The organism is Shimazuella kribbensis DSM 45090, from assembly GCF_000428065.1.
GTDB lineage: Bacteria > Bacillota > Bacilli > Thermoactinomycetales > Thermoactinomycetaceae > Shimazuella > Shimazuella kribbensis.
Map to the genome: position 1 here is coordinate 1 of NZ_ATZF01000006.1, position 22,444 is coordinate 22,444.

Below are 22,444 nucleotides of genomic sequence, written 5' to 3' on the forward strand. Positions count from 1 at the left end.
AATGGTAGGCAGCCACTCTCACAAAGGAAACTGCCTAGACAATGCGTGCATTGAGTCTTTCTTCTCTCATTTGAAGACAGAAACGTTGTACTTTTCCCAGTGTAAAACAGAACAGGAGCTTCTTCAAGCTGTCCAAGATTACATTGGCTTCTATAACCATGAACGTTTCCAGAAAAGATTAAACCAATGTTCTCCAGTAGAGTACCGGAGAACATTGGTCGCTTAGGCTTTTTTCTTACTGTCTACTTGGCAGGGGTAAGTTCAATCCCAAAATGGAATTGGTCTTTTTCAATTATATGATCTATTTCTAGGCACTCCGTAATTACCTCAATCCAATGATTAAAAATTGGACTGAAATCCTCAGAGAGATAAACCATTAATGTGCACTTATTTTCGCACTTACCATGTTGCCCATAATGCCGGCAAAACCACTTGCGCAGGAGTAATGAGGACTTAAATTCCAAAGTTAAGGTGTATAACAAGAAGTCTGTCCTCTGTTCACTTCCCTACTCCCTCTGTAGTTATCACAATGACGTTGTGCCCATCACCCCTCACGATCCACATACTCTACATTTCAATCATATGGTGCAGTAAAGTAAATGGAGAAACGATTCGTGAGTATATCAAAGGTCAACAAAGTGAATACGATACTATGTTTGATATCAAGGAGTAACTCACTTTAGCCTAATTATTTGATAAAAAAAGAATCAACAACACCCTATCGATTGAAAAAGATATAAAATTTTTTAAAATTACAATTCAATTAGTTTAGTTTTCAATTTTGATCTTCGGCTTTTTTACCAATTATTAGTCCGAATATAAACTTGAAGATAATGGATTGTAAATGATTTGTTAATATTAATAATTTTTATATTGTTATTTTTATTAGGCGAAAGTATACTGTGGTCACGTAGTAGAATATTAGACCAAAAGGAGGATTTGACTATGTTAGCTAGGTTACGCCCAAAGAAATCTCTTGCGTTTGTAGTTTTGTCACTTGTTGCCTTGGTCATTTCATTTTTACCTGCGAATCAAACGTATGCAGCGTATGAATATAAGCATACGAATTCCTATCATTATTGGGAAGATACGAGTGTGTTCAGGTATTATAGTGGTGGTTTGGGGATTAAGGTCTATTGTCAAAATACAAGCGGAGACACTCAAAAGATGACCGTATTTCGTAAAATTAATGGATCATGGAGTGCTCGTGCTACAGAAACGGTTTATTGCTATGAAGAATCCAAAAAATACAATTATTTTTATTATTCCGGTGCAGTATCTGGTTCCGAATATTATTTACGATTTGAGAATTCTGGGTCTCCCATATCTAGTACCACACTAAATGTATATGTGAACCCAAGTTAATCCGAAGTGAACTCGATAAGAACTATCCCTTCATATTTAGACAGATAATGTGTCATAGAGGGAACTCCCATGAGAAACATGGGGAAAACATTGTATAAGAGTTCCAAAGGAAACCATGGATTTGTATCTGAACGAATATATGAGATACAAAGAAATTGGAAATCGACAGTTTTCTAGTAATAGACGAAATAGTATCAAGGCGCTCAGATGAGCGCCTTTTTTTACTCTAAAACCACATATCGACCACCTGTGGCACTCAGTTCGACTTCTGTACTTAAAAATCTTCTCTCAAAATTCGACTTCTAAACCTAATACTTGAACGATTTTATAATCATACTTCTTACGTAGAATGAAGGAAAAATTGTATTATTTTATGGCATTAACGATATATCACATAAAATAATACATCGTATCTTATCTGTCATACAAAAAACCTCCATTCCCTACAACGAGGAAAAATTAAGGTTTTATTTCGAAATCAAATTATACTTATCTGTTTCCCGCTTCTCTATCTTGAAGCAACGGAAATAAGAAAAACATAATCATCGTTAATAAGATATTAAATCCTATCGTAAAGTTAAATGCAGTGATAACAGACTCGTTTTCGAAACCAAGAAAAATAATTCCCGCTATCACGCCACCAAGTGCATAAGCAGTTGTAGAACAGCACATTGTATTAGCCAAATACGTAACATTCGGTTATCCAAACGAGAAATGCAAAACCATTATTTTTCCACGATTATTTTAACTACCTATCCAACCAATCTGTGACAAATTGTCTCTAATCATGTTTTTATGCCTATAAAACGACACTTGAGAGCGGCCAATGGTCGCTCTTTGATTTTTCCCCATATACAGGAATGGCTAATTCAATGTACGTTTAGCTTTGATAGTATCCGAAGTTTACTTATTGGCTATTATTTATTTATATCTGTATATTTTCATTTTCACCAAATATACGTTCGACTCACTTTCTGTTATTTGCTATAATATGGAAAAAGAAAGAGGCGAAAGCATGCAAAAAATCATTCCACATTTATGGTACGACACAGACGCGAAAGAAGCTGCTGAATTTTATGTATCCGCTTTTGGAGATAACTCCAAGATCACCAACATCACTACCTTGCATAATACCCCATCAGGTGATACAGATATTGTCTCCTTTGCACTTGCTGGGCAAGATTTTATGGCGATTAATGCAGGACCTTATTTTACGTTTAACCCTTCTGTATCTTTCATGGTTCATTGCAGAACTACAGAGGAAGTTGATTCGTTGTGGGATCGATTGTTTGAAAACGGTGCAGCTCTAATGCCATTAGGCTCCTATCCATTTAGTGATCGATATGGATGGTTACAAGACAAATACGGACTTTCGTGGCAAATCATGCTTATCGACCAAGAGATAACACAAAAAATTACCCCATCTCTTTTATTTACTGGTGATATTTGTGGGAAAGCGGAAGAAGCTATTAACTTTTATGTCTCTGTATTTAATCAAGCCAGTTTTGATGCGAAGGCACGTTACGAAAAAGGAGAAGAACCTGATGCAGAAGGAACTCTAAAATTTGCTGCGTTTACACTGGAAGGTAAAAAATTTTCGGCAATGGACAGCGCTCATGCACATGGATTTTCGTTTAACGAGGCAATCTCTTTTCTCGTTAATTGTGATAATCAAGAGGAGATCGACTATTATTGGGAAAAACTCTCTGCAGTACCAGAAGCCGAACAATGTGGCTGGGTTAAAGATCCATATGGATTCTCATGGCAAGTTTCTCCCAAAAAAATGGACGAACTAATGCAGACGAATGATCAAGAAAAACTCGCTCGCCTCACGAAAGCTTTTTTGAAAATGAAAAAGTTTGATATAGAGGAGTTAGAAAGAGCCTACAACGGAAAGTAAATATAAGTATGACAGGAAAGAGCGGCCAGTGGTCCCTCTTTTTTTTATTTCTGCTATCAATCATGTAATCCGCATTCATAGGCCCATAAATAAGCAAGGATAAAAAAATCCCGATCAGCAATTACAGATCTGGAAAGAGGGTTTTATTATGGTATTTGTAATATCACGAGTGAAGGGACAACCTTTACTTTTTGTACACAAAATAGGTTGACCGTCTAAATCAAATGATCAGACGGTCATGGTGCCTCCAAAGGAGACATGCAAGGATCTCGATCAGTGACTCTCGCCACGAATCACACTGACCACCACAGCAGCTACAAATGCCGCAATGAACGCAGTCATACCAGCCAGCCTCTCAGAAAATCGACCTGCAATGTAAATCCATGATAACATTATTTTTTATTTGAATACATCTCTCATTTAAATCCTTTTGCAATATCCTATGAACAGACCGACTATTCTCTTTTATTTCTATCCATGCATATACTTGTTTGAGTATTTGTATAAATTCTAAGTAGTAGTACTTTTTGGAATAGCAAATATGTCATAGCTTGACCCTGCTATTTGTCGTGTATGCTCACCAATCCTTGTTTCCACTGGATGAAGCAATTCAATCTGGATAACTTGCTCATCCAAAGTTACCAGCTCTACTTGTGCTATCTGCAATTGTGTTGGTTTTAATAGATTTGTGGTAAATTGCAGTTTTCTTTTTCCTGTCTCTATCTCCACTTCCGAAATCTTCGTAAAATAAGGTTGTGTTTTTAAATGAGTGACAAATGCTTCTACCTGATGGAGTTCACCGCTTAGTATCATCGTTAACAAAATCAAATTCCTCCCGGATTCCTTTCCGTTTCAATCAATCCTAAATTTGTTACTTATTTTTTCATTTTACGGTTTTTCTCCATGTCTCTTCCGATCTGCATGATCTGTACTTCCTTCGCTTCCCCCACTTCCAGCTTGATTCTCATCAAATACAAACTCTACGATATCTTTGTTTGGTGAGAGTTAATATCTTGCGCTCGCATAGGTAGCATAGCGTTCATTGGTTTTCATAAAGGTAATAGAGTTCCGTACTGCCTCCTCTTGTCCTTCGATTTTGAGCAATAAATCCATCAAGTCTCTCTCCTTTCTCGCAAAATCCTTTCTTTGCCAAGCATAAAATAGTACAATGATTTTTACCAATATTGGAATTAATTTTATATTTTTCTAATTTTCTTTTGTTTGGAAAGAAACTTGATTACGATTTTTCAATTGGTGACAAAAGGAGGATTTGCATATCGGATGAAAGCATCTGTATTTGTTTCGTATGAACTGGGCGAAAAGATCCGCAAAACGAGGAAACAACGAAGGATCACACAAGAAGATTTGGCTTTATCCCTTGATCTGTCTCCCTCATTAATCAGCAAAATCGAACGTGGCGCCTATCAAGTAGCTAGGGATAATTTTGAGGTGGTCTGTGAGTTTTTGGGGTTGGATGTGGAAGTGTTGTTAGAAAACAATCAAGTAGAAATGGATAATCAGGTGGATATTCGATTGCTTTTAAAAACGATTGAGCATGATATTCATTTAGTTGGAACAACAGAAGTATGGGCAGAATTGAATACAATTAATTTAGATAAAAATAATCATCTATTGGGAGAATATTATTATTTGCAAGGTTTAATTTATGAGGCAAAACAGAGTTGGGGGAAAGCACAAGAATTTTATGAGAAAGCAATTCGCTTTGCTGATCAATTCCAAACATCAAATGATACTAATATTAAATCTATTAGTTATTATGTTTTAGGTCGTTTGTTCGGAAAACAAGGTAAGTTAAAACAAGCACTAACTTTTATTAAATTAGGAGAGGAGAGCTTTATAGAAGGCGTTGAGCGCAGTTATCTAAAGTATAGCTTGCTTTTGAGTAAAGCTATATACCTAGAAAAACTAAATCAAAATGAGGAAGCATTTCGAATTACAGAGGAACTAAAAAACAAACCTTTTATTACTGCCAGTACTGAAGCAAAAACTAATCTTGTTCAGTTACATGCAACTCTGCTAAATAAATTTGGACTCTATGATCAATCTATTCAAATTGCAGAAGAAGGAGTAATCCTCGCTCGTCTGGACAAGCTCTATGATCGAACATTTGAATTATGGACAACTAAGGGTGAGAGTTACCGAAAAAAAAGATCTTTTGCTAATGCCAAACATTGTCTCAAAACTGCTTTAAAACTTAAAGAGAAAATACAATACCTTCCCCTTGCTGTCTCTACCTACACCCAATTGGGTTTGTTATACTTAGAATTAACAGATATTCAGAAATCACAGAAATCGTTAGTGCAAGCTGTCGAACTAGGAAAAGAAACAAAAGATAACCTTCGCCTGATGAGTGCTTTAATCGCTTTAGGAAATTGTTACCTTCAACAACAAAAGTTAACCAAAGCACAATGTCAATATGAAATGGCACTGTCCATTGCACAAACACATTCTTATACCCAACATGAATGGGATATTTTGATGAAACTAGCAGTAACATGTAAGCAGGATAATCCAGATCTTTATGGAAAATATGTAGAACAATTCCATCAATTATCATTAAAACTATGGATAGGTGGTGAGAAAAGTATGACTTTCCATCAGAATTACAGAATTCCAATACATTTAGAAGCAGAGCCACCTGATGTTTAAACGATGAAACAATGAAAAATATTATTACTCTAAAATATTTCCCTAGATCATATATAATACTTAAAACCAAAAATCAAAACAAAACCCAGTCAGGATCAATAGCCTAGACTGGATTTTGTTTTGATTCAAGAATCCGTTCGCGCCCGGAAATTATGAACATAGTTATGCAAACCTACACCACCATATCCCGCATATCAACCTCATATATATCATCTTTACAAACCAGCAAAAACTTGTGTGCTCGTCCAATCGCATAATCATATGGTATAACTCTATTCTCTTCATTCACTGGAATATAGGTTTGAACCTTCCTATCTTTCTTTGAATAAAGATGCAGTTTTCCTCTGTCTCTATAGCCATGTCCAAATAAAATATGATCTTTCCAAATAGCAAAGGCATGACTTCCTCTGATAGGGGATGTATGGAAAGCTTTATCTTGAAATACTTCAAAATCAGTTTTGTTATGAAGAGCTACTACTGGAAAATCATAATAGTAATAGGCATATACAGTTTTAGCAGAACAAACGTTCAAAGCATAACAATCATCGATAAAAGGAATTTCCTTATTACTTGAAGACTCGATAAGTTTTATAAAATCAAAGGTGCGATGTGTGGATGTGCAGTCTCGGTACTCGCGAAGAACTGGAAGCACGGCAAGTACTTCCAGAAGCGGTACAACGGCAAGTACGGCTGGTTCCGGGCCTGGATCTTCAACCTGAAGAGGGGAAGGATCGTGAGCAACTTCACGCTGTAGGGGTTGTTCCATCGGTCGCCTGTGTCTAGCATGTAGACACAGGCGACCGCAGTCGTTTAGTCAAAGAATATTTTAGCTTTTCATCTTTTCATTAAATCAGATATTAATCCATCTCGATTATTTAAATGCATAACAAGAGAACTGTGCCCTGTGTCACTAAGCTATCATTACTACTGTTATGCTTTTTATTCTTTTTGCAATCATCATTTTTCGTTAGCATAAATCTTGGTTGAAGATATCTATTTCTCCTGTTTATACATACAGTGAAGAAAAACCGCTCTTTATCTATCCAATAAATGTAACTTCTGTTCATGCGACAAGAGAACCGTCCCCTTGTCTCTCGCTTATATTTCATAACCCGAAACGCAGGCGACCGCTGGATTATGCGAGAATAATCCAGCGGTCGTGGTACACCCTCAGGTGCTAGAGCAAGGTTCCGCCGTCAGGTGTCAAGCTCTCTGTCACTTGGCGTTGGGGGCGTTGGGGGCATTGGGACCACTGGTAGCGGGTACGCCATCCGGTCCAGGGCCGACATAGCTCTCGTCAGGCCAGGCCCAACCATTGTGGTATCGCTTCCCGTTGATGGTGTGATAGCAGTGAACGTCAGCGTACAGGCCATTGCCGTATTCGATCTCACAGTTCGGCTCCGACTTTCCATCCAAGTCTACACCTCTGATATAGCCATTGGTGTGACCCTCGACGTAACCGAAGGTATAGCCCTCTCGGTAACTTTCCTTTTCAGTGAGATGCTCAGCGATCTTGTATGTACCGACCAGAAGGGCCAGTACAGACAGGAACAGAGCGATGGCCTTCAGGTGCTTGCGACGCTTTCCCATTTTGACTCCTCGGGGATCAACTTGCTGTTACACTCATCATAACATTTTCTTCTCCTTTCAATATATTCAATATGAGACTTCACCATTTCGATTACTACTATTTTGCTTTTTATACTGTTTGCAACCATCCTTAAGATAGACAAAAGGAAATCATTTGAGATAGGGATGCATATAACGACTGATCCAACTTTTAATGCATATAAAGAGGCTGAATAGGATGAATTTCCTATACCTTACTCTAACGTAATGCAAACCCAAGATTACTGGAAGCAAAACGAATTTTAACAGAAATAACTCCAGTTTATTTGTATATGTTTCATGTGGAAGTAGTGGATTTAAATAATGATGGCCAAACAGCGATCATCGGGCAATTTTCACATTTTGATCCTTCAGAAAACGGATATGAACGTTTTTATATTGCTCGATATAAAAAAATAGATGGATACGGGATTTTTCTTACCATCTTAGTAAATTAGAACTGTTCGAGTAACTATCTGTATCTGATAGGAGAAATAGCTATTGGAACGGAGTTATCCTCACTTGTAATGGTCGAAACAAGTATGTACTTACCTTTTTTGAAAATAAGTTAACGTTATGGAGATATGCTGGATCTTAATCGATTTCATTTGTATAAAGATATTAGAGCTGAGTACTTATTTTTTAAAAACCATTTTCGAGATTTCCTCTTCCTATCTTCCGTTTCCTCTTGTAAACTTGCTACTAAAGACTACAAATGAGATTGTTAATAAAAACTGTAAGCAGGAACAAGACATCTTGTTTTGCAAACAGAGAAAAAGGTAGTGAAAACGAATATGGCAAAATATATCATAAAAAAAGCAACATTAGAGGAATTGGATCTTGTAGCACAGTTGTTTGATCAGTATCGCGTCTTTTATGAACAAGCTTCGGATTTCGAGAATGGGAGAAGATTCATTCAAGCAAGAATGAAAAACAACCAATCCGTGATTTTTTTGGCTTTGGAGCAGGATAATATCCCATTAGGGTTTGTCCAGTTGTATCCTTCTTTTTCCTCGGTTTCGATGAAAAAGCTATGGATTTTAAACGATTTATTTATGGATCCTTCCGCACGAAATAGAGGAATTGCAAAGAAATTAATGGAGACAGCCAAAAACTTTGCAATCGAAACTGGCGCCAAAGGAATAATACTCGAAACAGCAGTTACCAATCATCAGGCAAAGAGTTTGTATGAGTCCATCAGATATAAAAAAGATGTCCACAGTGATCATTATGAATTAACTTTGGATTAAAAAAATACAACTAAACCATTTCCGATCAGGCGTTTTTTTAAATTTCTTATGCGACAAGAGAACCGTCCCTTTGTCGCCTTTAAATAGAAAAGAACCGATCAGTGAAAGGATCGGTTCTTTTCTATTTATATATTAAACATATTATTCATATCCGTTGCCAGACAACCTGTACTAGCGTTGCCTGACAAACGGTTTTCTGAGTTCGGAGAGAACTCAGGCGAGAAGTTCAGGCACGACAGACGAGTGCCGCATCCATGATTCCGAGGAGCACAACTGCACCCAAGTCATCCGAGGGGTTAGTCTGCTGTTCGCGCAATGCCTCATACACCATGCTCTCGGCGACTTCGACCGCCCGCTTCTTCCGATCTTCCGAGCTTCCCTGCTTAAGGATCCGGAGAGCTGCTTCAGAAGCAACCGCACGAAGCCCCATGACCTCTACGACGTACCCAGCCTTCAGGGAATAAATGAGTGCCGCATCGAGGATTCCAAGGAGCACAACTGCATCCAAGACATCCGAGATCTCTGCGGGGTCAGCCTGCTGTTTGCGCACAGTCCCATACACCACGTTCTTGGCGACTTCGACAGCCCGCTCCTTCTTGTATTCCAAGATTCCCTTCTTGAGAATCTGGAGAACTCCCTGCTTGAGAATTCGGAGAGTTCCCTGCTTGAGAATTCGGAGAGCTGCTTCCGAAGCGATCGCGCGAAGTCCCGTGACCTCTACGACGTACCCAGCCTTCAGGGAGTATGCCTTCTCGACATCGCCGTCGTTGGTGTAGCCCAAAAGCATTTTTCATTTCCTCCAAACCAGAAACCGTGATTCTATTATAACATACAGAATTTAGTAAACTAATCCATATACAAAAGAGTCATCCATAAGGATGACTCTCATCAGTAATACTTCCTTATACAGATAGGGTGTAGCATTACTCTACATTCTTCTTAGCTAAACAAGCTATCAAACGATGGTTTACTTCTTCTTCGCTCAAATCTTCCATCAGCTTGTCCTCTCTGACCATATCGTACAAACGCACGATAGGCTCACGGCTGTCTGCTTTCTTGGCTTTGGCATCTGTTTTGAGTGTTTCCCATGTTTGTACAACAAATTCACGAGGGTTGATTTCTTTTTTGTTAAAGAAGTAACCCAGTTGATCAACATCCTCTAGAAAAGCTGATCCAAATCTTTGTTCGATCTCCCCTTGAAGTAGGGCAATTTCAGCCTTGTACATTGGGGATTCTTTGCCTTTTTCTTTCCCAATCCATGGAGTTTCCAACACCATTGGGAGATGACGGATTTTTTCATGGTGAACGATATAGTTCATCGCTTCAAATCCAATCAATCCTGCACCGACAGGAGCGTGACGGTCTTTTCCTGCTCCACGGAAGTTTTTGCTGTCATTCAGATGGACAACAGCCAAGCGATCTAGGCCAACAAGACTATCAAACTTCTCTAATACTCCATCAAAGTCGTGAATGATATCATAGCCTGATTCATGAAGGTGACAAGTGTCCATGCAGACAGTTATCCTGCGATTATCTTCCACTTTCTCTATAATTTGTGCGATTTCTTCAAATGATCGACCCACTTCTGATCCTTTACCAGCCATTGTCTCCAGAGCAATGTTTACTTCCGTATCCTTTATTCCTTTAAGTACTGCATTTAAACCTTCGGCTATTCGCGCAACTCCATATTCTGCATCTTTATCAGTAAAGGAACCGGGATGAAGGACAATATTTTTCACCCCTATATAGTTAGTTCGCAGTATTTCTTCTTGTAAAAAACGAATGGCAAACTCAAATTTATCGTCTTTGTATGTTCCTAAATTGATAATATAAGGTGCATGAACCACGATCTCCTCGATGCCATGTTCTTGCATTATTGCTTTCCCTTCTGGTACAAATTGCTTCTCGATCGCTTTGCGTCGTGTATTTTGTGGTGCTCCTGTATAGATCATAAATGTACTGGAACCATACGTAACAGCCTCTTCTGCTGCATTTAACAAGCCTTTACCTGAGAACGATACATGTGACCCTATTTTTAACATGCGTCCAAACCCCTTTGATTTAGAAATAAATCCTATTTTTGTAAATGATGTTATGAGGTAATCCAACATCCTCCATCGTTAATTTTGACTGTTCTTTGCAAAATTCCTACCTCTTATGTTTTATCACAACACATAAAAAAGAACCAATCCATTGATAGGTTCCTTTTTTATCCACATCTTATATATTAGCCATAAATACAATACGAGGTAATATGTAAGGTTCTATCTCCACCATTAGTAAAATAAAGCTTGTAGCTCCCTTTTTTTAATTTTTTATCCGATAACACAAGCGTTTTAGTTTGTTTATTTGTTGTATAATTAAACGATTTGTAGCCTACCATTAAGCCGTCTGGTTGGTTAATCGTAGCATCAGCAGATCCATTTTTATCTCCGTAAAAGGTAAGGTCTATTTTGGGCTGAAAATCCCCATTAGCCTGAAAAGAAATGTCCTCAGATGCTTTACTAGAAGAAACATTTACACTACCTTTTGCATAACAATTCGGTTGTGCCTTTGTTGTTTGAGGAAAGCTGATCCCCCCAAACAATAATGCACCTGTAGTCGCAATAATACCAATGAACTTTAATGAAATTCCCATAAGATGACTCACTCCCTATAATTTGGATGTTATTATTATATAATTTTTTGTAATCACAATAATCACATTTATTTACATATAAATGAACCTTAAATCAACAAATAGAAAGACACCTAATGATATCTATCTCTCTATCCTATCAGGTGTCTTTCTATTTGTTCTTTTTTTCTCCTACATCTAGCAACCATCTTCTTTATCAATAACGAATCGCACAAGTTTTGATCTGGGTATAAAAATCAAGGGCAGCAGTTCCTTGTTCACGGGTATGAGAACTAGACATTTTCATCCCACCAAAGGGAGCCTGATATTCCACTCCAGCGGTCTCTTGATTGACCCGAACCATCCCGGCTTCTGCTTCCTCTAGAAAACGAAAAGCATGATTTAAGTTTTGGGTAAAAATAGATGCGCTTAATCCATAGATCGATCGATTACATAGATCGATTGCTTCCTCAAAATTTTCAGCAGGTAGAAGGCTAATAAAAGGACCGAAGATTTCATCTTGTACTAATGTATGGTTTGCATCTACTCCTTTTACAACGATAGGCGGAATATAATAACCATCTTCTTTTTGATTTATGGTCCCTTCTACTACAATTTCTGCATCTTTGCGGGCCAAATCAACAAAGGATTGAACAGTATGGTACTGATCTTTGGATGCGACTGGTCCAAGGTAAGCTTGTGGATCAAGTGCATTGCTGAGTTTTACACTTGACATACCCTTGCGGATCGCCCATAGGAAAGGTTCCCAAATTGCTTTATCCACAATAACACGACTGGTTGCCGTACATTTTTGTCCGGCTGAACGAAAGGCTCCACTTAACAGAATGGGTACAGTTTCATCTAAATTTGCATCACGACAAACAATCGCAGCGTTTTTCCCACCCATTTCGGTCTGGTATTTGATGTTGCGTTTGGCACATTTGGCCGCTATCTGCTTTCCAACAGCGGTAGAACCAGTGAAACTGATCGCGTCTATTTCCAATTCTTCTACTAGTATATTCCCAATAACTCTTCCTTTCCCGATTACTAGATTTAAAACGCCATCTGGCAGTCCTGCTTCTGCGAAAATTTGCGCCAGCTTCGTAGCAGTGAGGGAAGCGTATTCCGCAGGTTTCCAAATCACCGTATTTCCACAAATAAGAGCAGGAGCTAATTTCCAGATTGGAATAGCTACTGGAAAATTCCATGGAGTGATCAGCCCAACTACACCTAAAGGAACTCGCTTAGAATATTGCAGAGTATCGGGTTGTGCAGAGGGAATGATACTACCATTGGTTCGTACCCCTTCTCCCGCATAGTAACGCAGGAGTTGAACACCTCTCATCACTTCCATCTTCATTTCGGTAATCGGTTTGCCCATCTCACGACTAGCTAATGTGGCTACTTCTTCTAGTTGATGTTGCAAAGTGTCGGCAATGGTGTAAAGAAGTTCTCCTCTTGCAGAACCAGATAATCTGCCCCAACTTTTGGCAGCTCTTTTTGCCGCCTCTCCTGCTTGACGTACATCATCTTCCGTTGAGCAGTAAAGTACTCCCACTTCTTCCTCCAAATTAGATGGATTATGAATGATTACTTCTCCTCCATTTGGTTTCATCCACTCGCCGCCAATCCAATTTTTTGTCTCCATGATGTTCACCTCTGTTGTATCTATGCTAAATAAGCATGAATAATATTATGATCTTGGGACAACTGCTCGGTCGATCCAGATAACGTAATTTCACCTGTTTCGACTACATAGCCAGTATGAGCTAGTTTTAGGGCAGCCCGAGCGTTTTGTTCTACCAATAAAACCGTTGTGCCTTGTTGGTTGATTTGGGAAATAATTTTCATAATATCTTTCACCACAATCGGAGCCAATCCCATGGAAGGCTCGTCCAACATAAGCAATTTTGGTTTCCCCATTAGTGCTCGACCAATCGCAACCATCTGTTGTTCTCCACCAGACAGTGTACCTGCTTTTTGCTTGGCTCTCTCTTTTAATCGTGGAAACAAAGTGAATATCAGTTCTAGGGTCTGTTTCAAAAAACGATGATCTTTTCGTTGCGTAAAACCACCTAACTCTAGATTTTCTAAAACGGTCATCGACCCAAAAATCCGCCTACCTTCTGGTACTTGGATGATCCCTTGACTGACGATATCATGAGGGAGCTTTTGATGAATTACTTCACCCATAAAGCGAATGGTTCCTGATCGAACCTGTACTAGACCAGAAATTGCTTTCAAAATGGTACTTTTCCCTGCGCCATTACTACCCAATAGTGCGGTGATCTCCCCCTCTTTCACCGTAAAACTGACATTTTGCAGCGCATGTATTTTCCCATAAAAAGCATCCACGTTGCTAAATTCTAGGATCGGCGTCATATCAATCGTCATCCTTTCCAATATAGGCTTCGATCACACGTGGATTGGCCAGTACTTCATTTGGTAGTCCTTCTGCTATTTTGCGACCATAATCCAACACGACGATCTTATCAGCAACTTCGCTCACTAGTCCTACATCATGTTCAATAAGTAAAACCGTCAGTTGAAAATGTTCTTTTATCCGTAAAATTAGGTCAATTAGCTCTTTTCTTTCCGATAAATTGAGTCCAGCAGCTGGTTCATCCAATAACAATAGTTTTGGTTTGGTCGCTAATGCACGGGCAATTTCTACTCTTCTTTGGATTCCATAAGGTAAATTTTTGGCTAATCTACCTGCATATTTCTTTATGCCTACAAAGGATAAGCAATCATTCGCAATTTCTAAAATTTCTTTTTCTTCTTTTTGTTGTTTGGCCGTTCGCAAAACAGCTCCCCATATTCCTTGTGATGTTTTACTATGCATCCCACTCATCACATTCTCACGCACAGTGAGCGAAGGAAAGAGACGAATATTTTGGAAGGTCCGTGCCATTCCTAGCTGTGTGATTTTACTTGGTTTTTTGCCTACGATATTGGTTCCTGAAAAAATGATTTTGCCTTTTGTCGGCTTATAAAAACCAGTAATCATATTAAACATGGAAGTCTTCCCAGCACCATTAGGACCAATTAAACCAACTACATTTTTCTCTTCAATTTGAAATGAAACATCGCCAACCGCTACCAATCCACCAAATCGCAGCTCAATTTCGTCCACCTCAACTAACGACACTTTTGCTCCCCCCTTTCAAAGGTTCTGGATCATCCATCTCTTCTGTTTCCTTTTTCGATGGCCACAGCCCATTCGGTCTAAAAATCATCGTAAGAACAAGCAAAACCCCAAAGAGGAAAATACGCCAATCGGAGAAGCTTCGCATTGCTTCTGGGAGTAAGATAACGAGTACTGCACCCAATATAACGCCAGATATGCGGCCGATCCCACCCAATACGACAGCCAACAAAATCATCGCAGACTGCATAAAACCGAAACTCTCTGGTGCAATAGCAGACATCTTCACAGCAAATAGGGAGCCAGCTAATCCACCAAACATCGCTCCTAAACCATAAGCGAGTAATTTGTAATAAAGTCCATTTACTCCCATAGCTTCTGCTGCATCTTCATCTTCTCGAATATATTTCCATGCTCTTCCAACCCGTGAGTTCCCCAATCTCCAGATGACAAAGATAGCTAGAAGCACGAAGATAAACATTAAATAGTAGAGGAGCACATTACTTTGGAACACAAAAGAACCAATCTTTGGTTTTGGAATTCCATATATACCCGATGCTCCACCTGTAAATTTGGAGTTGTTTGCTATGAGTCGAATGATTTCTCCAAATCCCAATGTTACAATAGCTAAATAATCACTTCGTAAACGTAACGTGGGGATACCGATTAATACGCCTAATACTGTTGCAAAAATAGCCCCAAGAAAAATCGAGATCCAGAAGGATACCCCAAACTGTGTTGTGAGAATCCCCGTAGTATAACTTCCGACCGCAAAAAATGCAGAATATCCTAAATCCAAGAGCCCAGCATAACCAACGATGATGTTTAAACCTAATGCTAAAAGGATATAAAACATAGCTGTGCTAGCAACATCCGTCCAGTATCGATTGGTAATCAAAGGAATGGCAATCATCACGATAAACAATAAGATGTATAGGAATGATTTATTTTTCAAAAAAGGAGTATTCATCTACCTACACCCTCTCGTTTACTGCTTCACCAAGTAACCCTGTTGGCTTTAGCACAAGGAATAGAATGAGAATACCGAAGGCAAATACATCTTTCCATTCTCCTCCAACATAAACAGTACCCAATGTCTCGACAATGCCAAGAACAAGACCTCCTAGCATTGCACCATTCACACTTCCGATCCCGCCGATTACAGCAGCAGTAAATGCTTTTAAACCAAAAAGAAATCCCATTAAAAAGTTGATCTGACCATAATAAATCCCATCCATCACACCAGCTACCGCGGCTAATCCAGATCCCATAAAAAAAGTAAGGCCAATAAATCGATGGACAGGTATTCCCATCAAAGAAGTAGCAGTATCATCTATTGCAATCGAGCGCATTGCTTTTCCATAAATACTTTTATGAATAAATAATTGAAGGAATATCATAATCAAAATAGTGAAGAGAATAATTCCGAGTTGGATATAGGTAATCTTTACATCACCAATATGAAATCCAGTATTCGGAAGTTGAATGGGGTAAACACGGAAGCTAGGTCCATAACTCAACATGACCGCATACTCAATAGCTAAAGACACACCTACTGCCGTGATAAGTAGATTTAATTTCGGTGATTTTTTCTTAATAAGCGGTCGGTAAGCAATTCGTTCTACACCTAACCCGATCAACCCTACAACCAATACAGATACAATTAATGCCAGCCCAATACCTATAAAGCCAACTTGACCGGTAAATAAAGATAAAACCGAAAATCCGGCAAAAGCACCTAACATAAATAAATCGCCATGAGCAAAATTGAGTAAACGAATAATCCCGTAAACCATAGAATAGCCCAAGGCGATGAGCCCATAGAAGGTACCTACGACTAATGCATTTATTACTTGTTGTAAAAATATATCCATCGTGTATTCACTCCCTTGAGAAGGGTTGTGATCCCAAAATAGGTTTGGGATCCAGTTGTACATTGCTTATTTATGTGGTGGAATTATTTCACCATTTCAAACTGACCATTTTTTACACCAATCATAATGAAGTTAGACTTTGTTAACGTACCATTTGCTTTGAATTCGACTGGCCCAGCAAAGGTAGCAAAACCTTTTGTTTTGGCTATCGCACCCGTAATTGCATTTGGGTCATCCGATTTCGCTTGCTCTAGGGCATGAATGATTAAGCGCATCCCATCATACGAAAGAGCAGAGTAAGGACCTGGCGCTTGTTTGAATTTTGTTTCATAATCTTTTGACCAATTTTTCGCTCCAGGGATAAACTGAGGCAATGGACTCATCGTGGCAAAAACACCTTCTGCATTATTTTCCCCAGCAATTTTAATTAATGTTTGGTCTACTGAGCCGTCCGCTACACCGAACGAACCGCTTACCCCTTGTTGTTTAAATTGTTTTATCAATAATCCACCTGCTGCGTAATAACCTGTCCAATATGTAGCATCAGGTGTTTTGCTTTTCACTTTTGTTAACACGGAATTAAAGTCAGATGCATTTGGATCAACGGATTCGTATAAAACGACTTGTCCACCTGCTTTTTGAATCGCGTCTCTAGTCCGTTCTGCAAGATCAACCGAATAAGCAGTATTATCATTGAGAATGGCAATCTTTTTTCCTTTTAAGTTGGAAATCATGTAATTTGTTGCAGTTTGTGCTTGAGCACTTGCTGTACTGTTTAAAAGAAAAATATTTTTATAGTTATTTTCGGGAATTTTTTCCGAATTGGCTGCCGTAACAACCATTGGAATTCCGGCAGAGTTGAACACACCAGAAGCAGGTAATACCGCACTGGAACAATAGCCCCCGATTACAGCAGAAACATTCTCCGAAACCAATTTATTCGCAGCCGTTGTGGAAGCTTGAGGATCACATGCATCATCTGCAAATACAAGCCGGATTTTTTTGTTGTTCACCCCGCCCTTGCCGTTTATTTCATCTACTGCCATCTGAATAGCATTGTTCATATCTTGACCCATTTTGGCACTTTGACCTGTTGTTGGGGAAATCACACCAATTACAATTTCATTTCCATTTCCGCTTCCACATGCTGTAAGAAAGAGAAAGGACAAAACTAGTAGGATACTTGCGATTTTTGAATGCGCTTTCATTTTGTATTCCTCCTATGTTTCGTTGATTTGGTATACTATCCCATGGAAATGGACACATAGGATAGTATAATAGGATAGAGTTAGATTAATTTGCTAACTTGCTCAATATTTGATTTTTCTTCTTCTGTTAGGTCTAGACGCGGGGCACGTGCTTTACCAACGGGTTTACCAACTAACTTCAATGAATATTTAATGGATTGTACCAAGCGCGGTGTTGAATCGTATCGAAACAAAGGTAGCAAACGACGATACAATTCGGTAGCTTCTGCTACTTTGCCAGAAGTAGCGAGAGCAAACAAATCCACACTTTCTTTGGGATAGGAATTGGTAAAACCAGCAATCCAGCCTGTCGCCCCTGCCAATAGACCCTCTAATGCTAAATCATCTGCCCCTGCAAGCACTTCTAGATCCGTCTTTTCATAGATTTCATGAATACGGCGAATATCTCCCGAAAACTCCTTTATCGCTACGAAATTTTCAATTTTACATAACTCCGCAAGCAAATCTGGCTTTAAATCCACTTTGGTATCGAATGGATTATTATAAGCGATAATAGGAAGACCAACATTGGATAACGTTTGATAAAATTCGATGATTTCATGACGGGTAGGATTATAATTAATAGGAGGTAATGCCATAATTCCACTTGCACCTGCTTTTTTGGCATGCTCAGCCCAATGAACGGCTTTCTTTGTAGAAGGGGAACCCGTACCTACTACTACTGGAACTCTACCAGCTACAGCTTCTATGATGGTTTCGACAACTTTTTCCCTTTCGGCGTCATCCAAGGTTGCATATTCTCCAACTGTACCCATCGGAATCAAACCATGCACTCCGTTTTCAATCAGCCAATCGGCATGCTCTCGCAAGCAACCATAATCTACTTCCATCTCTTCTGTAAAAGGGGTAACAATCGCAACATAAACTCCAGCAAAACGTGTCATTTTATTTCCTCCTAATCATGTTGTAAATGGTCTGTGAGCAAATAAGAATACGTGAAAATGCCTCACCCCCCTTAATGGATCATCCAATTTTCGTCTTAAAGAATGAGAAAACCGTCTAGAAGCGGATCGCTAGGATCAATGACAAATTGATGAAAACCAGTGACCCAAGCAGAACCCGAGATTTGTGGAATAATCGCAGGTACATTTCCTACATTTGTTTCAGACAGTACCTTCGCATAAAAGAGCGAACCAACAATACTTTCATGTATAAACTCTTGTCCTATCGCCAGTTCGCCCCTTGCATAGAGCGTAGCAATTTTCGCTGATGTTCCTGTTCCACATGGAGATCGATCGATCGCTCCAGGAGGTATGACAACAGCATTTCTACAATCTGCCTCACGGGATACCGCATTTGTATAAAATTCTACATGAGTAAGCCCACGAATGACTGGATTTTCAGGATGAACTACTTCTATCTTTCTATTGATTGCTTCGCGAATAAGGATTGCCTTCCGGACAATTTCTGGCGCATGATCGGTAGTAAGTTTCAACTGAACCTGTTTCGCATCTACCAAAGCATAAAAATTACCACCATAAGCAATATCAAGCGTGATTGATCCGAGTTCTGCTATATCTACACTCACATCTTTCTGATACATAAAGGATGGAATATTGGTAAACGTAACGCGTGTAACTTTGCCATCCTCTATCGTAAGATTCGCATCGACTATTCCAGCTGGTGTATCCAATCGCAAATGTGTTTTGTTAGCTGGAAATATTCCCGCCTCGATTAATGCAGTACATACCCCAATCGTGTCATGGCCACACATTGGCAAATACCCACCTGTTTCGATAAAAACAACTCCTATATCTGCTGTTGGGTCGCATGGCTCTGTTAAAATACAGCCTGACATTACACCATGTCCACGTGGTTCATACATCAACAATCTTCGAAAGTCATCATGATGTTCTTTCATATACACCATTTTCTCGGTCATCGTTTTACCAACCAAAGTAGGTGCCCCGCTTGTAACAGTACGTGTTGGGTTCCCTCCTGTATGCGTATCAATAGTAGAAATGAGTTTGGATATTTTCATGTTCAAACCTCCGTCTTTTGAAAACGATCATAACGCAATGGATCAGTTGTGATGGTTGTTTTTTGATCTGTGATCAATTCACTCATCACTTTGCCTGTAATCGCTGCTAAACTAATGCCATCTCCTTCATGACCTGCCGCAATATAAAATCCAGGGACTTCTTCTACTCGCGAAACAATAGGCAAATGATCAGGTGTCCAAGGCCTCAAACCACAATAGCTCCGTAAAATAGGTATGTCTTTCATCACTGGAAAAAAACGAATGGCACGTCTTGCAATACATCGAATGACATCTACATTGATCTGGGTTTGAAAACCGACAAACTCTCGGCTACTTCCAATTAAAAAGTTTTGAGATGCAGTGGGTTCAAATACAAGAGCCACACCGTATTTCTCGGTCTCTTCATCTACCTTTCGTTCTTTCCCAAATTTACTCATCAAGTAGCTGAATTCCATCACTTTTCGTGTTCCGATACTCTTGGTACGAGAAGATACTAAAATATGTCCTTTTCGTGGCTCAATAGGAACCTCAATTCCGACCATTTGACCAATATGCTTGGACCAGACGCCGGCAGCATTAACGACTTGTTTGGTATATATCAAGCCAGAAGAAGTTTCGACACCCTCTACCGCACCATTCGCATCTAAACGAATCTTCGTTACGGTTGTATGTGTTTTCAATCTAACTCCCAATCGCTTTGCAGTTACAGCCAGTGCATACGTAAACAAAACTGGGTTTACAGTAGAGTCGGTCGCACACTCTAATCCACCATAAATATCATCCGCCATATACTTCCATTCACTTTTAATGTCGTTGCGATCCAACATTCGGAAAGGAAGCCCTGCTTGCTTCTGGTGTTCTACCCATGCATTTGCAGCAACCATTTCTTCTTCGTTTTCACAGACCAATATGCTTCCAGGTGCTCGGTATTCAAATTCTTCATCTAATTCTTTCACTAACTCTGTCACGAGTTCTTGTGACTTTAAAGACATTTGGCTATCAAAACCTGGTTCTTTATCGATTGCTAATATATTTCCATCACATTTGGAAGAAGTTCCGCCTGCTATTTCTCCTTTTTCGACAACGACAACATCCAAGCCGAGTTTCGATAAATAGTAGGACGTAGCCATACCAATTATCCCGCCACCAATTACTACTACATCAGCTGTCTCATTACCCATCTCGCTTTCACCTACTTTTAAGAAGTCAAGCTTTCTTTTTGTAAGGAATCATACATCTCATAAACACGTTTTCGAGCAGCGATAATCCCTGGATGAAATTGAATCGTGGCGGTCTTTCTAACTTGATGTACTTCATCCATCGCTTCTGCTATTTTCTCCCTGCCATTTTTTAATAACCCTGCATCATTACCAATAGACCGTGCAGCAAGTTTTCCTTGAGCCATCGCAACTTGTGCTCCCTCTACCCCCGTAATGTTACCAGCCACATAAAGATTAGATAAAGGAGTCTTCATTTGCTCATTATGTAAAGGTATATTTCCACCTAACTCTGGTAGATAGAGAAAAGAACATCCAGCAACCGCAGCCAACTCCGCTAATGGATATAGGCCTCCAGCCAAGGCAACAAAGTCTACCTTTTCTTCGCGTTCACTACCAGCTATGATTTGTCCACTGCTATTCACATCTGCTAAAACTACTGATTCTACTGATTTTTTCCCTTGAATAGAGGAAATGGTAGTTTTTAATAGAAGTGGGATATCCCAAACATTCATACCTTGGCGCGGAAAAAAAGTAGAGACCCATTTCCCCATCTTCATCTTTTGCGCCAATGATCCACCCAATCGCATCCATGCGGAAGGGGCTAAGTGGGAAAGACTCATTAATAAATTTATTGCCTCAACTGGATTTGCATTTTCACCCGAAAATAGATTGTTTGGCGAAAGTACAATTCCGGCTAAGTCTACTCCAGCAACAGCTAATTCTCTGGAAATTGCTAGACCTAAAACATTTACTCCAACAATAATTCCTCGGTCGCCTGGCTTTACCATGTGAACATTTGTCAAAACTTGCGCAGCACCGATCGACATTACACCCGGTAGTGTCCAACCTTCTAGCGGAACTGGAATTTCCGCTGCTCCTGTAGCCAATAATAAATATTTTGTCTCTATAGTCCCGACTGAGGACAGGACTTCCCAACCTTCTGATATTTGCTTTAATCCATAAACAGAAACACCACATTGAAGAGAAATATTCGGTTGCTTCGTCATCTCTACCAGTTCGGAAGCAACTTGTCGGCCAATCCACCATGAACCATCGGATTCTTCATGAAATTGCCCCAGCAATCGACCACCTGGATGCGGAAACTCGTCCAATATCGTTATTTTGAAACCGCTTTCAAAAAGGTTTGTCGCTGCTGCTAATCCAGCTGGACCTGCTCCAATGATCAGCACATCCGTATACTGTTTTTCCATCATGGAGCTTCCCTCCCTGTGATTTTATTTTCTAACTGTTTTCCTTCTACGACTTCCATTCCTTCCACAATAGGAGTCAAACAAGCACGGACTTGTCCTTTTCCTTGTACATCAACGCGACACTCCATACAGTGTCCTATCGCACAATAAAGCCCACGATTTGATCCAGATTCCTCATGTCTACGTAAAATTCGAATTCCATGAGCAAGTAGTGCAGCCGCAATTGGTTCACCTTCTAATCCTTCCAATGACTCGCCATTAAAAGTAAACGATATTCGTTTTTGCTCTCCCTTCTTTATCAGCGGATGATTTACGATACGAAGTTTGGACAT

General features: G+C 39.5%; 24 protein-coding genes. 6 read left to right on the forward strand and 18 right to left on the reverse strand.

Annotated features, from left to right (window positions below; genetic code table 11):
- Together A3GQ_RS26205 and A3GQ_RS0110275 are read left to right on the forward strand one after the other, a co-directional pair.
- Positions 1–226, forward strand: a 226-nt coding sequence (locus A3GQ_RS26205; protein ID WP_083964185.1) for an IS3 family transposase, incomplete at its 5' end; no start/stop codon positions are given.
- Positions 227–945: 719 nt separating this feature from the next.
- A complete protein-coding gene (locus tag A3GQ_RS0110275; protein ID WP_028776973.1) occupies positions 946–1,365 on the forward strand; it encodes a hypothetical protein in 420 nt (139 codons plus the stop codon).
- 489 nt (positions 1,366–1,854) lie between these two features.
- On the opposite strand, the gene A3GQ_RS26930 is transcribed toward A3GQ_RS0110275, so the two are convergent.
- Positions 1,855–2,049, reverse strand: coding sequence for a hypothetical protein (locus A3GQ_RS26930; RefSeq protein WP_156877652.1), 195 nt, complete (start codon positions 2,047–2,049; stop codon positions 1,855–1,857).
- 331 nt (positions 2,050–2,380) lie between these two features.
- Here A3GQ_RS26930 and A3GQ_RS0110280 point away from each other — a divergent pair, with 331 nt between their 5' ends.
- Positions 2,381–3,265 (forward strand): VOC family protein, encoded by an 885-nt coding sequence (locus tag A3GQ_RS0110280; protein ID WP_028776974.1) that lies wholly within the window; start codon positions 2,381–2,383, stop codon positions 3,263–3,265.
- A gap of 510 nt (positions 3,266–3,775) precedes the next feature.
- Here the strand turns inward: A3GQ_RS0110280 and A3GQ_RS0110285 are convergent.
- Positions 3,776–4,087: a hypothetical protein gene (locus tag A3GQ_RS0110285; protein WP_028776975.1), complete on the reverse strand. Its 312-nt coding sequence runs from the start codon at positions 4,085–4,087 to the stop codon at positions 3,776–3,778.
- Between the two features lie 459 nt (positions 4,088–4,546).
- On the opposite strand from A3GQ_RS0110285, the gene A3GQ_RS0110300 reads away from it, so the two are divergent.
- Positions 4,547–5,935: a helix-turn-helix domain-containing protein gene (locus A3GQ_RS0110300; RefSeq protein ID WP_156877653.1), complete on the forward strand. Its 1,389-nt coding sequence runs from the start codon at positions 4,547–4,549 to the stop codon at positions 5,933–5,935.
- Positions 5,936–6,107: 172 nt separating this feature from the next.
- Here the strand turns inward: A3GQ_RS0110300 and A3GQ_RS0110305 are convergent, their stop codons facing one another.
- Both A3GQ_RS0110305 and A3GQ_RS0110310 read right to left on the reverse strand, forming a co-directional pair.
- Entirely contained in the window at positions 6,108–6,701 is a 594-nt protein-coding gene (locus A3GQ_RS0110305; RefSeq protein WP_028776977.1) for a hypothetical protein, read from the reverse strand.
- A gap of 449 nt (positions 6,702–7,150) precedes the next feature.
- A complete protein-coding gene (locus A3GQ_RS0110310; RefSeq protein WP_028776978.1) occupies positions 7,151–7,525 on the reverse strand; it encodes a hypothetical protein in 375 nt (124 codons plus the stop codon).
- Between the two features lie 329 nt (positions 7,526–7,854).
- On the opposite strand from A3GQ_RS0110310, the gene A3GQ_RS26935 reads away from it, so the two are divergent.
- Positions 7,855–8,001: a hypothetical protein gene (locus tag A3GQ_RS26935; protein ID WP_169818281.1), complete on the forward strand. Its 147-nt coding sequence runs from the start codon at positions 7,855–7,857 to the stop codon at positions 7,999–8,001.
- 336 nt (positions 8,002–8,337) lie between these two features.
- A complete protein-coding gene (locus A3GQ_RS0110320; protein WP_028776979.1) occupies positions 8,338–8,793 on the forward strand; it encodes a GNAT family N-acetyltransferase in 456 nt (151 codons plus the stop codon).
- A 226-nt stretch (positions 8,794–9,019) separates the two neighbouring features.
- Here A3GQ_RS0110320 and A3GQ_RS0110325 read toward each other — a convergent pair whose 3' ends face one another.
- The 14 genes from A3GQ_RS0110325 to A3GQ_RS0110390 all read right to left on the reverse strand — a co-directional run bounded on the left by A3GQ_RS0110325 (position 9,020) and on the right by A3GQ_RS0110390 (position 22,444).
- Entirely contained in the window at positions 9,020–9,580 is a 561-nt protein-coding gene (locus A3GQ_RS0110325; RefSeq protein ID WP_028776980.1) for a hypothetical protein, read from the reverse strand.
- 136 nt (positions 9,581–9,716) lie between these two features.
- Positions 9,717–10,835, reverse strand: coding sequence for a deoxyribonuclease IV (locus tag A3GQ_RS0110330; RefSeq protein WP_028776981.1), 1,119 nt, complete (start codon positions 10,833–10,835; stop codon positions 9,717–9,719).
- A gap of 185 nt (positions 10,836–11,020) precedes the next feature.
- A complete protein-coding gene (locus tag A3GQ_RS0110335; protein ID WP_028776982.1) occupies positions 11,021–11,431 on the reverse strand; it encodes a hypothetical protein in 411 nt (136 codons plus the stop codon).
- A gap of 196 nt (positions 11,432–11,627) precedes the next feature.
- Positions 11,628–13,058 carry an aldehyde dehydrogenase family protein gene (locus A3GQ_RS0110340; RefSeq protein WP_028776983.1) on the reverse strand — a complete coding sequence of 477 codons (1,431 nt, stop codon included), beginning with the start codon at positions 13,056–13,058 and terminating at the stop codon, positions 11,628–11,630.
- 20 nt (positions 13,059–13,078) lie between these two features.
- On the reverse strand, positions 13,079–13,792 hold the full coding sequence (locus tag A3GQ_RS0110345) for an ABC transporter ATP-binding protein (protein ID WP_028776984.1): 714 nt from the start codon (positions 13,790–13,792) through the stop codon (positions 13,079–13,081).
- A gap of 1 nt (position 13,793) precedes the next feature.
- The gene (locus A3GQ_RS0110350; protein ID WP_028776985.1) at positions 13,794–14,561 is read right to left on the reverse strand and encodes an ABC transporter ATP-binding protein; all 768 of its coding nucleotides are present in this window, start codon (positions 14,559–14,561) and stop codon (positions 13,794–13,796) included.
- On the reverse strand, positions 14,548–15,528 hold the full coding sequence (locus tag A3GQ_RS0110355) for a branched-chain amino acid ABC transporter permease (RefSeq protein WP_051271579.1): 981 nt from the start codon (positions 15,526–15,528) through the stop codon (positions 14,548–14,550). Before A3GQ_RS0110355 ends, A3GQ_RS0110350 begins: the two co-directional genes overlap by 14 nt.
- A gap of 4 nt (positions 15,529–15,532) precedes the next feature.
- Positions 15,533–16,432 (reverse strand): branched-chain amino acid ABC transporter permease, encoded by a 900-nt coding sequence (locus tag A3GQ_RS0110360; protein WP_028776987.1) that lies wholly within the window; start codon positions 16,430–16,432, stop codon positions 15,533–15,535.
- A gap of 83 nt (positions 16,433–16,515) precedes the next feature.
- Positions 16,516–17,640: a branched-chain amino acid ABC transporter substrate-binding protein gene (locus tag A3GQ_RS0110365; RefSeq protein WP_028776988.1), complete on the reverse strand. Its 1,125-nt coding sequence runs from the start codon at positions 17,638–17,640 to the stop codon at positions 16,516–16,518.
- An 80-nt stretch (positions 17,641–17,720) separates the two neighbouring features.
- On the reverse strand, positions 17,721–18,584 hold the full coding sequence (dapA, locus tag A3GQ_RS0110370; RefSeq protein WP_028776989.1) for a 4-hydroxy-tetrahydrodipicolinate synthase: 864 nt from the start codon (positions 18,582–18,584) through the stop codon (positions 17,721–17,723).
- A gap of 95 nt (positions 18,585–18,679) precedes the next feature.
- Positions 18,680–19,681: a 4-hydroxyproline epimerase gene (locus A3GQ_RS0110375; RefSeq protein WP_028776990.1), complete on the reverse strand. Its 1,002-nt coding sequence runs from the start codon at positions 19,679–19,681 to the stop codon at positions 18,680–18,682.
- A gap of 2 nt (positions 19,682–19,683) precedes the next feature.
- Positions 19,684–20,862 carry an NAD(P)/FAD-dependent oxidoreductase gene (locus A3GQ_RS0110380; RefSeq protein ID WP_028776991.1) on the reverse strand — a complete coding sequence of 393 codons (1,179 nt, stop codon included), beginning with the start codon at positions 20,860–20,862 and terminating at the stop codon, positions 19,684–19,686.
- 17 nt (positions 20,863–20,879) lie between these two features.
- Positions 20,880–22,115, reverse strand: a complete 1,236-nt coding sequence (locus tag A3GQ_RS0110385) for an FAD-dependent oxidoreductase (RefSeq protein ID WP_245596770.1) — start codon at positions 22,113–22,115, stop codon at positions 20,880–20,882.
- A complete protein-coding gene (locus A3GQ_RS0110390; RefSeq protein ID WP_028776993.1) occupies positions 22,112–22,444 on the reverse strand; it encodes a (2Fe-2S)-binding protein in 333 nt (110 codons plus the stop codon). Before A3GQ_RS0110390 ends, A3GQ_RS0110385 begins: the two co-directional genes overlap by 4 nt.

Coding starts and splice junctions, on each gene's coding strand:
- A3GQ_RS0110390 (WP_028776993.1), bottom strand. CDS start 22,444: ATGTCCAAACTTCGTATCGTAAATCATCCGCTGATAAAGAAGGGAGAG.
- A3GQ_RS0110330 (WP_028776981.1), bottom strand. CDS start 10,835: ATGTTAAAAATAGGGTCACATGTATCGTTCTCAGGTAAAGGCTTGTTA.
- A3GQ_RS0110320 (WP_028776979.1), top strand. CDS start 8,338: ATGGCAAAATATATCATAAAAAAAGCAACATTAGAGGAATTGGATCTT.
- A3GQ_RS0110360 (WP_028776987.1), bottom strand. CDS start 16,432: ATGGATATATTTTTACAACAAGTAATAAATGCATTAGTCGTAGGTACC.
- A3GQ_RS0110365 (WP_028776988.1), bottom strand. CDS start 17,640: ATGAAAGCGCATTCAAAAATCGCAAGTATCCTACTAGTTTTGTCCTTT.
- A3GQ_RS0110280 (WP_028776974.1), top strand. CDS start 2,381: ATGCAAAAAATCATTCCACATTTATGGTACGACACAGACGCGAAAGAA.
- A3GQ_RS0110345 (WP_028776984.1), bottom strand. CDS start 13,792: ATGACGCCGATCCTAGAATTTAGCAACGTGGATGCTTTTTATGGGAAA.
- A3GQ_RS0110385 (WP_245596770.1), bottom strand. CDS start 22,115: ATGATGGAAAAACAGTATACGGATGTGCTGATCATTGGAGCAGGTCCA.
- A3GQ_RS0110355 (WP_051271579.1), bottom strand. CDS start 15,528: ATGAATACTCCTTTTTTGAAAAATAAATCATTCCTATACATCTTATTG.
- A3GQ_RS0110375 (WP_028776990.1), bottom strand. CDS start 19,681: ATGAAAATATCCAAACTCATTTCTACTATTGATACGCATACAGGAGGG.
- A3GQ_RS0110340 (WP_028776983.1), bottom strand. CDS start 13,058: ATGGAGACAAAAAATTGGATTGGCGGCGAGTGGATGAAACCAAATGGA.
- A3GQ_RS0110300 (WP_156877653.1), top strand. CDS start 4,547: ATGAAAGCATCTGTATTTGTTTCGTATGAACTGGGCGAAAAGATCCGC.
- dapA (WP_028776989.1), bottom strand. CDS start 18,584: ATGACACGTTTTGCTGGAGTTTATGTTGCGATTGTTACCCCTTTTACA.
- A3GQ_RS0110380 (WP_028776991.1), bottom strand. CDS start 20,862: ATGGGTAATGAGACAGCTGATGTAGTAGTAATTGGTGGCGGGATAATT.
- A3GQ_RS0110335 (WP_028776982.1), bottom strand. CDS start 11,431: ATGGGAATTTCATTAAAGTTCATTGGTATTATTGCGACTACAGGTGCA.
- A3GQ_RS0110325 (WP_028776980.1), bottom strand. CDS start 9,580: ATGCTTTTGGGCTACACCAACGACGGCGATGTCGAGAAGGCATACTCC.
- A3GQ_RS0110310 (WP_028776978.1), bottom strand. CDS start 7,525: ATGGGAAAGCGTCGCAAGCACCTGAAGGCCATCGCTCTGTTCCTGTCT.
- A3GQ_RS0110305 (WP_028776977.1), bottom strand. CDS start 6,701: ATGGAACAACCCCTACAGCGTGAAGTTGCTCACGATCCTTCCCCTCTT.
- A3GQ_RS0110275 (WP_028776973.1), top strand. CDS start 946: ATGTTAGCTAGGTTACGCCCAAAGAAATCTCTTGCGTTTGTAGTTTTG.